At 66.9% G+C, this 14,673-nt stretch carries 11 protein-coding genes; 7 read left to right on the top strand and 4 right to left on the bottom strand.

The features are described 5' to 3' along the window. Positions 1-31: 31 nt before the first annotated feature. On the bottom strand, positions 32-2,632 hold the full coding sequence (locus H4O11_RS03840) for a glycosyl hydrolase 115 family protein (protein WP_182338088.1): 2,601 nt from the start codon (positions 2,630-2,632) through the stop codon (positions 32-34). A 194-nt stretch (positions 2,633-2,826) separates the two neighbouring features. On the opposite strand from H4O11_RS03840, the gene H4O11_RS03835 reads away from it, so the two are divergent. The 7 genes from H4O11_RS03835 (at position 2,827) to H4O11_RS03805 (ending at position 10,436) form a co-directional block, all read left to right on the top strand. Then, the gene (locus H4O11_RS03835) at positions 2,827-3,453 is read left to right on the top strand and encodes a hypothetical protein (protein ID WP_182338086.1); all 627 of its coding nucleotides are present in this window, start codon (positions 2,827-2,829) and stop codon (positions 3,451-3,453) included. 313 nt (positions 3,454-3,766) lie between these two features. Next, entirely contained in the window at positions 3,767-5,122 is a 1,356-nt protein-coding gene (locus H4O11_RS03830) for a peroxiredoxin family protein (protein WP_182338084.1), read from the top strand. 119 nt (positions 5,123-5,241) lie between these two features. Then, positions 5,242-5,820 carry a YceI family protein gene (locus H4O11_RS03825; RefSeq protein WP_182338082.1) on the top strand — a complete coding sequence of 193 codons (579 nt, stop codon included), beginning with the start codon at positions 5,242-5,244 and terminating at the stop codon, positions 5,818-5,820. After that, positions 5,817-6,269, top strand: a complete 453-nt coding sequence (locus H4O11_RS03820; RefSeq protein WP_182338080.1) for a protein-disulfide reductase DsbD domain-containing protein — start codon at positions 5,817-5,819, stop codon at positions 6,267-6,269. The genes H4O11_RS03825 and H4O11_RS03820 overlap by 4 nt, the downstream gene beginning before the upstream one ends. Positions 6,270-6,283: 14 nt before the next feature. After that, on the top strand, positions 6,284-7,285 hold the full coding sequence (locus H4O11_RS03815) for a cytochrome-c peroxidase (RefSeq protein WP_182338078.1): 1,002 nt from the start codon (positions 6,284-6,286) through the stop codon (positions 7,283-7,285). Beyond that, a complete protein-coding gene (locus tag H4O11_RS03810) occupies positions 7,282-7,821 on the top strand; it encodes a TlpA family protein disulfide reductase (RefSeq protein WP_182338077.1) in 540 nt (179 codons plus the stop codon). The genes H4O11_RS03815 and H4O11_RS03810 overlap by 4 nt, the downstream gene beginning before the upstream one ends. Positions 7,822-7,868: 47 nt before the next feature. Next, positions 7,869-10,436: a TonB-dependent receptor plug domain-containing protein gene (locus tag H4O11_RS03805; protein ID WP_182338076.1), complete on the top strand. Its 2,568-nt coding sequence runs from the start codon at positions 7,869-7,871 to the stop codon at positions 10,434-10,436. A gap of 27 nt (positions 10,437-10,463) precedes the next feature. Here the strand turns inward: H4O11_RS03805 and H4O11_RS03800 are convergent, their stop codons facing one another. The 3 genes from H4O11_RS03800 to H4O11_RS03790 all read right to left on the bottom strand — a co-directional run bounded on the left by H4O11_RS03800 (position 10,464) and on the right by H4O11_RS03790 (position 14,648). Further along, positions 10,464-12,653 carry a TonB-dependent receptor plug domain-containing protein gene (locus H4O11_RS03800; RefSeq protein WP_182338075.1) on the bottom strand — a complete coding sequence of 730 codons (2,190 nt, stop codon included), beginning with the start codon at positions 12,651-12,653 and terminating at the stop codon, positions 10,464-10,466. 109 nt (positions 12,654-12,762) lie between these two features. Beyond that, on the bottom strand, positions 12,763-14,262 hold the full coding sequence (locus H4O11_RS19300) for a M23/M56 family metallopeptidase (RefSeq protein ID WP_182338074.1): 1,500 nt from the start codon (positions 14,260-14,262) through the stop codon (positions 12,763-12,765). Continuing rightward, positions 14,259-14,648 carry a BlaI/MecI/CopY family transcriptional regulator gene (locus H4O11_RS03790; protein ID WP_182338073.1) on the bottom strand — a complete coding sequence of 130 codons (390 nt, stop codon included), beginning with the start codon at positions 14,646-14,648 and terminating at the stop codon, positions 14,259-14,261. Before H4O11_RS03790 ends, H4O11_RS19300 begins: the two co-directional genes overlap by 4 nt. Positions 14,649-14,673 lie beyond the last annotated feature (25 nt).

Below are 14,673 nucleotides of genomic sequence, written 5' to 3'. Positions count from 1 at the left end.
CGACGCCGGGCGCGGCCGGCGTCGCCCGGTGCTACAACCCGGGCGCGGGACCGAGGTAGCTCGCCGGAACCGGCACGTCGGCGACCACCAGCTTCTGCAGCACGACGTTGTCGTCCAGGCGCCAGATTTTCAGCACATGGTGCCCTGCGGTCGTTCCCGGGAAGCGCGCCTGCACGATCCGTGCGTTGTCCTCCACCGCCTTGTTCCAGTCGCGCTGCTGCGGGAGCGTGGTCTCGGTGGGCGCGGGAACCAGGCTGTCGGTGATCACCTGTACCGGGCCGTCGTCCAGCGACACGCCGACGCGCAGCTGGTTGCCGCCACTGACATCCAGCGTCGGCACCAGGTACAGCTGCACCGTCACGTCGCCGCCCTGTCCCACGTCCACGTCATACTCCAGCCGCACGCCGTCCTCCACCGTGGTGGCCGGCTGCCCTTGTGGCAGCGCGATGACCGCGCCCATCGTGCGTCCCAGGTGCGGAACCACCTGCCAGTGCAGGCCGGCCCCATCGACGCGACGTGCGAACCGTGGTGCCTCGATCGCCATCACGCCGGGGATCGATCGGAACGCCGCGGGCTTGAAACGCACCGACGCCGATGCAGGCGCCGCAGGAACACGGACGACCTCCGGCATCACCTGTTCTTCCGGCTGCTGCCAGCTGGTATAGCCGATATGGGTCTGCAGCATCATGCCGTCCCACTTGCCCTCATTGAGGGCGTGGTACTGCGCGCTGATCGCTCCATCGCGGGCGAACGCCGCTTCGGCCCGGTCGGCGAAACTGTTCGCACGGGGATCTCCCGTAGCGGCCAGGCGACGGTTCCAGGCCACCGCGTAGTACATGCGGTATAGGTTGGCCATGGCGATGATGGGATGCTCGACCAGCTGGAAGTATGCATCGCGCTGGTTGGCTGGCAGCCGTTCCTTGACCTGCAACGCCGTCCGCTCCAATGCATCCCACTCAGCCACCATGGCACCGAATTCACCGCCGTCCAGCATGTCACCGCTGCTGGCGCCGAGCGGGAAACTGTCGGCGTCGACGAGCTCCGGCTTGCGCCGCGCCGCGTACTGGCTGGAGCGCGTCACCAATGCCGCGATGGCCGTCGCCTGGTCATCGCCGAAGCTGGCACGCGCCCACGCTTCCGGATAGCGCCGCAGCGCTTCAAGGTCCATCGCTTCCGGATCCCACGCCTGCTTCATGAAGAAGTCCAGCGGATACTCCACCGGCTTGATGTCACCGACGTTGACGATCCACAGGGCCCGCGCCCCACGCCGGTAGGCCAGGTCCATCTGCTGCCAGGTCTTTTCGACCTGGGTGGTGTTGAGCCACTTGTAGTTGCGTGGCGCCCCCACGTAATCGAAATGATAGTAGACACCGAAGCCACCGGCGCGATCGAAGTCGCGGGTCGGAAGACGGCGGTTCTGGCCCCAGTTGTCGTCTGCGAACAACAGGATCACGTCGTCAGGCACGTCCATGCCGTGGTCATAGTAGTCCTGTACTTCCTTGTACAGCGCCCACACCTGCGGGGTCTGCGCCGCCGGCTTGCCAGTGACGTCGGCGATGATCCGCCGCTGGTCGGCGACGATGGTCTCCAGCAGCGTGGTGGCCGTATCTTCGGCCATGGCCTCGTCGCCGTCGCCGCGCATTCCCAGGCTGACGATGCTGTCATAGGGGCGGCCATCGCCCCGCGACATCATCCGCTCCATTCCGCCGCGCCAGAAGGTGCGCAGGCTCTCGCCGTTGCTGGCGTAATCCCAGCGACCGCCGGTGACGCCCTGCTCCGTGTTGCGATGCCATTCTTCGTGCGCACGCATCATCGGCTCATGGTGCGTGGTTCCCATCACCACGCCCATGGCATCGGCCAGCACCATGTTGCGTGGGTCGTCATCATTGAATGCCTTGGGCGGCCACATCGCCGGCCACAGGTAGTTGCCCTTCAGGCGCAGCAGCAACTCGAACACATGCGCGTACATGTCGGCGTTGATGCCGCCGAAGCGCTTGCGTGCCCAGGTATTGAAGGCAGGGTCCTCATCATTGATGAAGAAGCCGCGGTACTTCACCTTCGGGTGGTCGACATGTACACCGGCTGTCACGTAAAGCGCCGTCTTGCGCTGCACCGGTACGTCCGCCCACCAGTACCAGGGCGATACGCCGATCTTCCCCGAGAGGTCGTACAGGCCGAACACCACGCCGCGCCGATCCGAGCCGACCACCACCAGGGCGCGCTCCACGCCGGGCCATGGCTGTTCCACCACCACCTGGCGATAGCCTTCCCACTGGCCCGCCAGTCCGGCAACGTCGAGCTTGCCGGACTGGACCAGCGCGTCGACGGCCGCGCTTTCCCCCAGCACGCCTGCAACGACCACCGCGCCGCGCACGTCGCTGGCCTGTTGCAGCCGCGTCGCCGACTGGCCGCTCACCCGCTGCAGGTCAGCAGCGAATCCGTCGGCCGCATGCTGCACGGCGGGGTCTGCCGTGGCGTCCACCAGCAATGCAGCCGGTTGCGAGCGCTCGATCAGTGCGAAGCTGCCCACGCCGGGCTGTTCGCAGACCGACGCCGGTGCCGAGCAGGCATGGGCAGCCGGCGCAGCTAATGCGCAGAAAGACAATGCCAGGCGGGCCAGTAACGTTCGCATCAGTTCGCATCCCCGGTGGTAGCGCTACCATCAATGGATCGAATGTAGCCCACTCCCGTGCCGCGGTCTTGCTGCGTTGCGCAACTCCTCCACGAATCATCAACCCTTCCGGGCGCATAGTGGCCGCTCCTGGAGAACTGGTGATGCGCATGGGCAGATACGCGACTCCCGCACTTTCATTATTGATGATGGCCATGGCAGTAGCCGCCTGCGCTCCGCACGACGCCGACGATGCCGCGGCATCCGCCACGACGGAAACGGGCAACGGCACGCCACCGACGCCTGTCCCGGCTGCAACGGCCCTGGATCAGCCTGCCTATTCCGATCCAGGCTCCGGCATCACCATCGCCCCCGTGGACGGCGCACGCATCACGCACGACTTCAACACCGGCATCCTGACCGCCGCCAGCTGGAAGCTGTTCGCCGAACCGGACAGCATCGGCACCCCGCTGGTGGGCCTGGTACTGGATGGCTCGGACAGGATCACCACGGGTGAAATGCGTATTGGCCGCAGCGATGACGCTGCATCGGTGGCAGCGTGCCTGGCATTGCCAGCCGAAGCCACCGGCCCGGCATCGCCCGATACGGTGGATATCGGCGGCGTCCCCTTTACGCATTTCAAGGTGGGCGATGCGGCCATGAGCCATTACGTATCAGCCGACAGTTACCGTGCAATCCGCGATGGCAACTGTTACGCGATCGACCTGGTCGTCGCAGGTACCCGGCCGGAGGTCTACGACCCGCCGCGCACGCCGCCTTTCAGCCAGCAGGAAGCCCAGGCGCGATTGTCCAAGGCGTTGGCCGCCGTGCGCTGGCGATAGCGCCAAGCCGCCATGGCGTGCTGGCGCCCGGCCGGTCCGCGCCGCGGGCCAGGCCGACATGACCCGCTCCACCCGCCGCTGATACCCATTCGGTTATCAGCTGGCCATCGTCGAAACAGCGAATAAGCAGATGCAATCCGCTTCCAAGCGAAGCTGAACTTTTGCCCAACAGTCATGGCAATAATCCATCCCACGCCATGCAGGCGCAGCGACATGGCCACGGATGGCTGTTTACTCGGGTGCAGCGCAGGAAAGGGGGTGCTGCATTTCCGGCGACTTGGCGCGACCAAGGCAACTACCTGGAAGCAATCCCATGACACTGCCGTTCCCTGGCCGCGCTCTCGCGACCCTGCTGTTTGCATCTGCCCTGCCCTTTGCCTCGTTTGCCGCAGGCAAGGCCGCGTTTCCCGCCGAAGGCGTGTGGCGCGGCGAGTTCAACATCGACGGCGACCCGGTCCCGTTCAATTTCGAGGTGAAGGGCAAGCGGGCGCAGGACGCGACCTTCACCCTGCTCAACGGCTCGCGCACCGACAAGTTCAAGGTTACCCCGCGCGATGACGGCACGTTCTCGGTGCGCATGAACACCTATGACGCCGTGCTGGAAGGCAAGGTGTCCGACGACGGCCTGCACCTGGCGGGCCAGTACAAGGACCTGGTGCCCAGCCGCAACGGTGCACGCAACCTGGCCTTCACCGCCGAACACGGCGCCGACTGGCGTTTCGTCAAGCCGGGCCAGGACGAAGCGCCCGCTGCAGACCTCAGCGGCAAATGGGCCGTGCAGACCATCGACAAGGCCGCACGCCAGGACAAGCGCAACCAGGTTGCGCTGCTGAAGCAGGAAGGCAACCACCTGTCGGGCGTGTTCATGACCGTGGTCGGTGACACCCGCGAGCTGGAAGGCACCGTGCAGGGCGACCGCTTCTACCTGTCCGGCTTCAGCGGCCCCAGCCCACTGCTGATCCGCGGCACCATCGACGAGGACGGCAACATCCAGGGCTCGTTCGGCAGCGGCATCTACAACGTGGTCAAGTTCGAGGGCGAGAAGAGCGACAAGGTCGAGCTGCCCGATCCGTACAAGCTCACCTTCCTCAAGGATGGCCAGGACCATATCGATTTCAGCTTCCCGGACCTGCAGGGCAAGCAGGTTTCGCTGAAGGACGACAAGTACAAGGGCAAGGTGGTCATCGTCGAGGTGATCGGCACCTGGTGCCCGAACTGCACCGACCAGACCTACTTCCTGGCGCCCTGGTTCAAGCAGAACCAGCACCGCGGCGTGGAAGCGGTGGCCGTCGCCTTCGAGCAGGAGGATGATTTCGGTTACTTCCAGAAGGCGCTGACCACCTTCAAGGACTACTTCGACATCCGTTACGACATCGTGTTCGGCGGGATCGCAGACAAGAAGGTCGCCACCGAAAAGCTCAAGGGCCTGAACTACATGGCGGCCTTCCCGACCACCATCATCATCGGCCGCGACGGCAAGGTCCGCGAGATCTACACCGGTTACACCGGCACGGTGACCGGCGAGTACTACAAGGACTACGTTGCCAAGTTCAACGGGCTGCTCGATACGCTGATCGCCGAACCCGATCCGTTCGCCAGCACCGCCAGCGCCACTCCGGCAACGGCATCGCCGACGGCCCTGGCCGTGGCGGCACCCGCCTCGCCGTAAGCCACGCCGCGACCGGCCGGCACCTCCGCCGGCCGTCGCCCCCGTCCCGCGACGCTGTACCTGCACGGCATCCACGTTGATGCCGCGGGGAACCGCGCGCCTCTTCCGAGATCGTGTCCATGCGTACCTCCCTGCTGTCGGCCCTGCTTTCCACCGCCCTGGCCACGCCCGCCATTGCGGCCCCGGTGACCTACCAGCTCGACCCGACCCATACCGATGTGCTGTTTACCTGGAACCACAACGGCTTCTCCTTCCCCACCGGTCGCGCCGGCATCGGTGCCGGCACCCTGGTCTACGACCCGGCGCAGCCGGCCAGTGCACGCGTCGAAGTGGACATCCCGCTCGCCGAGCTGGACACCCACGTGGCGAAGCTGGATGAGATCGTCAAGGGCGAGAAGCTGTTCAACATCGCCCAGCATCCGCAGGCCAGCTTCCGCAGCACGTCGGTCGCCGTGCAGGGCAAGGACCGGCTGAAGATCAACGGCGAGCTGACCCTGCACGGCGTCACCAAGCCGGTGGTGCTGGATGCCACGCTCAACAAGATCGGCGAACACCCCAGCCGCAAGACGCCGCTCATCGGCTTCGATGCCACCGGCGTCATCCGTCGCAGCGAGTTCGGCCTGACCGGCTTCCTGCCCAACATCGCCGATGAAGTGCAGCTGCGCATCACCACCGAGGCCTCGGCGGTGCAGCAGTGAGGCACGCCGCTACCACCCTGGTCCTGGCCGCCGGGCTGCTGGGGGCTTCGGCTGCCAGCGCCGGTGAGCCGGAACGGGTGCAACTGCAGCCACGCCTGGAGGCAGCAGCCGATGGCTCGCGTGAACTGGTGATCGATGCCAGCATCGAACCCGGCTGGATCCTGTACGCGTCCGATTTCGAACAGCCACAGATCGGGCCGCGCGCGGCACGGCTGACACTGGCCGACAAGGCCGAACCGGCCGGTCCATTGCGCTCTGTGAGCTCGCAGGAAGGCCATGGCCGGGGCTTCGCCGGCGAATACCGCTACACCTACTTCAGCGAACGCGGGCAGCTGCGCCTGCCACTGGCCAAGGGCAGCGACCCGGTCAACGCAACCCTGCGCGCCCAGGTCTGCTTCGAAGAGAGCGGCCTGTGCGAGCTGGTGCAGAAGGAGGTCGTCGCGCGTTGAACGTGCGTGTCGCCATGCCCCGTCCCACCCTGTCCATTGCCCTGCTGGTCGGCCTGCCACTGGCGTTGATGCTGGGCCCGGTGCTGTCGGCCGACCCACCCACCTTCGATGGCGACCTGTCCGACGACGCCCGGGCGCAGCTGGGCCGCCAGTTGTTCTTCGACCCCATCCTGTCGCGCGACCGCACGATTTCATGCGCCAGCTGCCACAAACCCGAGAAGGCGTTCTCCGATGACCGCGTCGTCAGCCTGGGCGTGGAAGGACGGGAAGGTATGCGCAACACGCCGACGGTGATGAACAGCGCCGGCCGCACCCGCTTTTTCTGGGACGGTCGCAGCGAAACGCTGGAGGAGCAGGCATTGGCACCGATCGCCAACCCGGTGGAGATGGACCTGCCGGTGGACGAAGCCGTGGCACGCCTGGTGGCCGACCCGAAGTGGGTGCAGCGCTTCGAGGATGCCTACAGCGCCGCACCCACGCGACGCACCCTGGGCCGCGCGCTGGCGGCCTACCAGAAAACCCTCAATACCTTTGACAGTCCCTACGACCGTTACGTGCTGGGCCAGGACGATGCGATCAGCGAGGCGGCCAAGCGCGGCCGGCTGCTGTTCATCAGCAAGGCGCAGTGCGTGAGCTGCCATGCCGGCGAGGATTTCACCTCCGACCGGTTCAAGAACATCGGCATCTACAACGGTCGCCAGTTCAACGATGAAGGCCGCGGTGCGATCACCGGCGACGCCACGCAGAAGGGCGAGTTCAAGGTTCCCGGCCTGCGCAACGTCGCCCTGACCGCGCCGTACATGCACAACGGCATGTTCAAGACCCTGCGTGAGGTCATCGTCTACTACGACGACCCCTCCAAGGTGATCCCCGATTCGATCGGCCGCGATGCGCAGCTGCGCGATCCGCTGCGCCTGACCGCCGGCGAAATCGATGACATCGAGCAGTTCCTGCTCACGCTCACCGACGACCGCTTCGCCCACCTGCAGCCCCAGACCAAAGCCGCTACCCAATGACCCGCCATGCAACCCGCCTGCTCACAGATGATGGGGCCTCCCCATCACGAAACCTCCGCCGCCTGCTGCTCGCCGGCTTCCTCCTGCTCGCCGCCCCCTGCTTCGCCCAGCAGGCGCCCGCCCTGCACTGGACCACGCTGGATGGGTCCAGCGCCAGCCTGGAACAATGGAAAGGCCGGCCGGTGCTGCTCAATTACTGGGCCAGCTGGTGTGGCCCCTGCCTGAAAGAGCTGCCGGACCTGCAGCGCCTGTCCCAGGCACAGGGGAAAGTGCCGGGCGGCCTGCGCGTGGTCGGGGTCGCGCTGGACGAAGCGGATGCCGCGGCCGCGCTGCGCGACCAGTTGAAGCTGACCTATCCGCAACTGGTGGAGCCTGATGGCCCGCCCGGAAGCGCGGCACGCTTCGGCAACAGCGCTGGCACGCTGCCGTTCTCCGTGTTGCTGGATGGCGAAGGCCGCGTGCTGCGTACCCACCACGGCCCATTGGACGCGGCCGAGCTGGCGCAATGGGCAGCGATCGCGGGGACGGCCAAGTGAACCTGCCCCCCTTGGCTTCCGCCCTGCTTCCAACCCGGACCCCTGTCATGCCGCACCCTCCACGGCGTCATCCGTTGCCTGCCACCCTGTTTTCCATCCTCGTGCTGCCCTTCGCTGCCACAGCGGCCGGCGGGCCCGATGCGGACGCCAGCGCCGACGCGGCCGGCCATGCGGCCACGCTGGATACGGTCACCGTGACCGGCACGCGCGCCACCGGCCGCACCGTGCGCGAAAGCGCCGCGCCGATCGACATCATCTCGGCCGAGGACATCCGCGCCGCCAACGCCACCAGCCTGCTGGACGTACTCAACACCACCGTGCCCAGTTTCAACCTGCCACTGGAAACCGGCGACCTCAACAGCATGGTGCGGGCCGGCCAGCTGCGTGGGCTCAACGCCAGCCACGTGCTGGTGCTGATCGACGGCAAGCGGCGCCACTCCACCGCGCTGCTCGGTGCCGGCGGTTTCGGTGGCGCATCGCCGGCCGACCTGGCGTTGATTCCCACCGGGGCGATCGAACGCATCGAAGTGCTGCGCGACGGTGCATCGGCCATCTACGGCTCGGATGCCATCGCCGGCGTGATCAACGTGGTGACCAACAAGCGACGCGAAGGTGGCAACGTGTCCTACCGGGATGGCCAGTATTTCGCCGGCGACGGCCGGGCCAGGGTCATCCAGGCCGATGCAGGCTTCGGCATCGGCGATGGCGGCTACCTGCACCTGGCCGCGCAGATCGACGACCAGGAAGCCACCGACTACACCAGCCCGGCGCGCGACAGCTTCCTGTACTACTTCCCGCGCGATGCGGCCGGCAATCCGGTCCGCCCCGGCGGCAACCAGGCCAGCAACCCTACCCTGCCCGCCGGCGCTACCGCCGATCCGCGCGAAGCCACCCGCGACAATCACGCATGGCAGAATCGCGGCATCCGCGCGTTCCGCACCAAGACGGCCACCGCCAATGCCAGCCTGCCGCTTGGCGCCACCACCGAAGCCTACGGCCTGCTGACCCTGGCCAAGCGCGATGCATGGGCACCGCAGAACTTCCGCCAGCCATTGCGCAACGAAGTGGTACGTGCGATCCACCCCGATGGCTTCGCCCCCACCGAACACCTGGACGAAGAAGACGGTGCCTTTACCGTGGGCGTGCGCGGGCAGCTGGGCGAATGGGACTGGGACCTCAGCAGCGGCCATGGCCGGGACACCATCGACATCAACCTGCACGACAGCATCAACCCCACCTACGGCGTGGACAGCCAGACCGACTTCTACATCGGCCGGCTGCGCTACAGCGCCTGGACCCACAACCTGGACCTGCGCCGTCGGCTGCAGACCGGCTGGCTGGCAGCACCGCTGGAATTCAGTGCTGGTGCGGAGTATCGCGACGAGGGCTACCGGATCGGCGCGGGCGACCTGCAGTCCTACACCCATGGCGGCCAGCCAGTGCTGGATGGACCGTATGCCGGTACCGTACTCGGCGCAGGCCTGGGCGGTGCACAGGCGCTGCCGGGCTTCCGTCCGGAAGATGAAGTGGACGTGTCACGCAACAGCAGCGCGGTGTATGCCGGCGTGGCTGCCGACGTGGGCACGCGTTGGCGCATCGACCTGGCCGCACGCCATGAACGCTATTCCGATTTCGGCAGCGAGACCACCGGGCGGTTGTCCACCCGCTTCGAGATCAACCCGCGCGTGGCGCTGCGCGGCACGATCAGCAACGGCTTCCAGGCCCCATCGCTGGCCGCGCAGGCATACCGCAACACCTCCAATGGCAACTTCTTCACCGACCATGTCGTGCAGGCCGGCTCGCCCCAGGCCGTGGCGCTGGGGGCGCAACCGCTGCGCCCGGAAACCTCGCGCAGCGTGAGCCTGGGCATCGTTGCCGAACCGTGGATCGGCACGTCGCTGACCGTGGACGCGTATCGCATCGACGTGGACGACCGCATCGCGCTGTCCACCACGTTCCGCGAAGGCCTGTACCCCGGCACCGGCGCGCTGGTGACCTCGGTCGGGCTGGGCGCGCAGGATGGCGTGCGCTACTTCATCAATGCGGCCGACACCCGCACCGAGGGCGTGGAAGCCACGCTGGAAGGCCGCTTCGACCTCGGACGCGGAGGCAACCTGCGCTGGACGCTGGCCACCAGCCATACCCGTGCCGAGATCACCGGGCTGGCCGACACCCCCGCGGTGCTGGCTGCCTACGACGTGCCGGTGTTCAGCCAGGGCTCGCAGAACGAACTGCTGTACAAGGCACCGAAATCGCGCCAGGTGCTGGGCCTGGACTGGACGCTGGGGCGCTGGCGCGCCGGCCTGCGCCAGAGCCATTACGGCACCATCCAGCGCTACGGTTCACCAACCACGGTGGCTACCTCGGGCCCGTATGCGGGCCAGGCGGAGATCGCCTATGACATCGGCGGCATCTGGATCACCGATGTGCAGCTGGGTGCCACGCTGGTTGGCGGCTGGGATGTCGCAGTGAATGCCAACAACATATTCGACCGCAAGGTCACCAGGCTGCCCGAGCCCCTGCTTGCCGCCAACGAGTACTACCGTTATGCCAATGGCGGGCCGATAGATGGCTCGGGCGGGGCGTGGTCGGCCACGCTGCGCTATCGCTGGTGACCGGCGACTTCACGGCAGGACCTCGCGCTACAGCTGGATCTCCAGTTGGACACGGAACAGGGCCGTGCCACGCCGGCTGCGCGTCAGCTCCTGGCTCTCCCCGGCCAGCAGGTAGCGCTGCCCACTATCCAGTTCCTGCTGCAGCAGGTTGCTGGCACTCAGGTGCAACCGGGTTGCAGCGTTGAGTGTCCAGTTGGCGTGGATATCCAGCTCGCGTCGTGCCGAGGCGAAATCAAGCTGGATGGGGGTCGTCTGGATCTCACGGCTGCTGCCATGGCCATAGCTGATGCCGGTACTCCAGCGCGGGCTGATCCGGTAGTCGGCGCCAAGCGTGGCGCTGAAGGGCACCTGCTCGGGAATGCGGTTGTACGGCCCCTGGACATCGTCGACCCGTGACCATGCGCGGGTGGCGTTGAACCTGAGATCGATCGGGGGGAAGCCTTTGAACACCTTGGACAAGGTCAGGCTGCCATCCATCTCCAGGCCCCACGCCGTGGCGTCAGCGCCATTGACCGGCATTGCCATCCAGCGCCCCTCCTGCTGGCGCAGTTCCGTGCGCACCACATCATCGATCTTCCGCAGGTAGCCGCCGATGTTGAAGCGGCTGCCGTTGCCCGTATCCGTCTCCAGCGACAGGTCCAAGCCGGTCGCCCGTTCCGGGCGCAATGCTGGGTTGCCGATCTGGTCGGGGTTCAACGGGCGGTTGTTGGTCGTGGTGTATGGCCGCGGCATGATGCTGCCCAGGGTCGGCGCCTTGAACGTACGGCTGAAGGCAACCCGAAGCCGCGTGCTGTCGTGGTCGTTGCCCTCATTGCCACCACCCAGCTTCCACAGCGATTGCAGCACCGGCGCGAGCATCTGCTGCCGGTTGCGGATCGGCATGAATCCGCTGCCCTCGCTGGTGGTTTCAATCCGCTCCCAGCGCGCCCCCAGGTACACCGACCAACGCGGCCCGACCGTGAACTCGTCCTGGGTGTAGAAGGCAAGCCGACGTATCTCCGCGTCGAAGCCGAGGTCACTGAGCATGTCCGGATCGTTGCTGCCTGGGTACTGGATCGCTTGCATGCGGTCCTCACGCCGCCCGTCCAGGCTCGCTTCCCAGCCTGTTCGCATGCTGTGCCGGCCGACGCCCGACGGCGCATGGCTGCCACTGCTGCTGATTCCATGCACCCGCAGCCTGGCGGCGGTGTGCTCTTCCATGCTGGGCTGGCCCTGGATGTCCCGGCCATGTTCGCGATACTGGTTGCGCTCGCGGTTGCCGCCGACGCCCAGCTTGGCTTCAAACGTACCGCCCTCTTCCAGCTTCCTTGTCCAGCGGACGTCGCCGCGCAGCAGCGCCACCTCGACGTCGCTTTGCTGCCGGTACTGCACATGGCGCAGCGGTGCGCCACGCTGCGTGTCCCACTCGATATCGGTGATGCGCTCGAAACGGCTGCCTTCGGCGCTGCCCTGCAGCCGCAGCGTATTGTCCTCGTCCAGCTGCAGTTCCATGCTCGGTGAAAGATTCAGCGTCGAGCGGCTGCCTTCGGACCGCAGCCGGCTGCTCCGGGCGATGCGCTCTGCACCGGTTGCGTCCCATTCGCGCTCGGCTGCCGATTCCTCGACACCGAATGCGCGGCGCGACACGGTAGCGATGAGCGCATCGCTGCGTGGCCCCTGCTGGCGATTGCGCTGCCAGGTAGCCGATGGAACCTGGCGGCCATTGGACGCCGCCGCCCACGCCAGCTGTACCCTGTCGCTGTCTTCCCGCTTGGCCGATGCCAGGACGATGTTGATCGTTCCTGCAATTGCTTCGGCACGCTGGTCTGCCGTCGCCGAACGCAGGATCTCGACACGCTCGACCATCTGCGGGGTCAGTGAATCGATGTCGAAGCCTACCGGCGGCAACTGGCCGTCCAGCAGGACCTGGGTATATCCGGCGCCCATGCCGCGCAGCGCAATGGCGCCGGATCGCCCCGGCGCAGGTACCCCCACGGTCACCCCCGGCAGCCGCTTGAGCGCATCGGTCAGCAACGTGTCTCCATGCCGCGCCAGCTCTTCACGGCCTGCCACGATGCGCGACGCCGTTTCATCGCGCCGCGCGTCGTAGCGGGCGCCTTGTACCGTTACCGCATCGATATCGGTCGCTGGCGGTGTCGGGTCCTGCGCGGCAAGCTTGCCGTGTGGCAGCAGCAACAGCATGCCGACCCAAGGCATCGGGTTCACGGAAACGGGCATGGATCATCCTCCTTGGGTATCAAACGTACAGGCAGCACATATCCTTCCCGCAGCCGGGAAAGCGGATGGAACAAGAAAGAAGGGGCGCGCCAGGCGGCGTCGCATCCCGCTAGCGCAGCAGGTGCTCCGGGTCGACCCGCTGGCCGTGGTGCAGCACCTCAAGGTGAAGATGCGGTCCGGTTACCCGTCCACTGCGGCCAACACGGGCGATCTGCTCGCCGGCAGCAACGCGTTGGCCGACCTGTACATCCATGCCATCCAGGTGCGCATACAGTGATTGCCAGCCATCGCCATGGTCCAGCACCACGACGGTGCCGTAGTTCGGCCCGCCGGGATACGCCTTCGTCGCCGCCGTTACCACGCCCGCTGCCGGGGCCAGCACCTGCGTTCCCACCCGGGCTGCAAAGTCGGTGCCCCGGTGGGGACGCTCGCGGATGCTGCCCCCCTCGCCGAAGCTTCCGCTGATCCGCGCGGAAGCCAGTGGGGGCTGCAAACGGAATGCCGACGCATTCGATGCCGGAACCCGGGCGGCGGCAACCGCGCTGGGGGGCATGTCAGGCGCGGCCTGCATGCGGGTTGCTGCCATCACCGACGTGGCCAGGGCAACCTCGGCCAACGACAGCACGCCCACCGCGATGATGCCGGTGCAGGCAAAGCCGGCGCGCAGGACGCGCGGAGTGCCCCTGCCGGGGTCTCCATGCAGCATGTGCCGGATCCGCAACGCGTGGCCGTCCAGGTCGCGGTGGTTCAATGCTGTAGCCGACGCAGGCAGGCAAGCGTACCGTCGCAGCGTGTGCAGGTAGGCGGCCGCGAAGGTGCGACCGGCATGCGCGTCACCAGCGAGCGCACTGGCATCGCAGCGCAGCTCCGCTGCCATCTGCACCCGGGCGGCAATGCGGCGCACGAACGGATTGAACCACAGCACCGCACCGACGCAGCGCATCCACGCGGCACGCTGTGGATCGCGCGCGGCAAGGTGTGCTGATTCATGCCGCAGTATCAGCGCCAGCTCGGCATCGCCCAGTCCAGACAATGCGTCCACGGGCACGATGATGGCCTGTCGCGGCCAGGCAACGGCGAAGGGACTGAACGGGTGTTGGCTTGAACGCACCGCGATTCCGGCATCGGCCAACCGGGCGACCTCGTGCATCGACGCCGGACCGGGCCAGGCGCCCGCATCAACCGGTACGGCACGCCCCACCAGCAACGCAAGCGCGATGCTGCCGCGCAGTTCGCGCAGCAACGCGATGCCCAGCCCGATCACATACGCCGTGGCGAGCATCGCCCCCGGCGCGGGCAGCAGTTCCATCAACGAACCCCCGCCAGTACCGGCCTGCTGTGTCGACAGCGCGACGTCCAACGCGACCGGCAAGGGCAGTGTCGGCAGCATCGGCAGTGCCACCGCGGCGTCTGCCAGGCAGGCCGCCATGACGGCGGCAACCAGCGGCGGCAAGGTGCCGAGCAACCACACGCCTCCCCAATACCCGCGCGCGGCCTGGGACAGGCCCAAGGCCGCGTGCAGGCGCGTGCCGAGGACAAGCGCCAGCCCGGCCACGACCAGGCTGGCCAGCAGGTGGGTCATCCAGAACGTAACCGACAGGGCGCTCATGCCCGCCGATCCTTGGCAGCGTCATCGCGCAGCAGCGATTCCAGCTGTTCCAGCTCGCCCTCACTCAACAGGCGACTATCCGCGAAGGCCTGTGCAGGCAGCGGTCCGTCGATCTCCAGCACGCGGCGGGCGAAATCAGCGCTGAGCGCAGCCAACGTGGCCACCTTTCCCACCCTGGCACGGTAGATGTTGAGCCCGCGCTCCACGCCTTCACCGACCAGTCCCTTGTCGACCATGCGTTCGAGCGTCTTCCGCGTGGACGAATAGGACCACTCCAGCTTGGGGCCAACCGCATCGTGCAGCTCCCGTGCGCTGCAGCTCTCATGCCGCCACAGGCACTTCAACAGTTCCAGCTCCGCATTGGAGGGCGTGGTCGGAGGGTTCATCGACGCATCCATTTGACGTGTGTCG

Origin of the sequence: Stenotrophomonas tumulicola, assembly GCF_014117215.1 — a bacterium.
Classification (GTDB): domain Bacteria; phylum Pseudomonadota; class Gammaproteobacteria; order Xanthomonadales; family Xanthomonadaceae; genus Stenotrophomonas; species Stenotrophomonas tumulicola.
The sequence above is the reverse complement of the archived record's forward strand: the minus strand, read 5'-3'. Positions and strand labels throughout refer to the sequence as shown.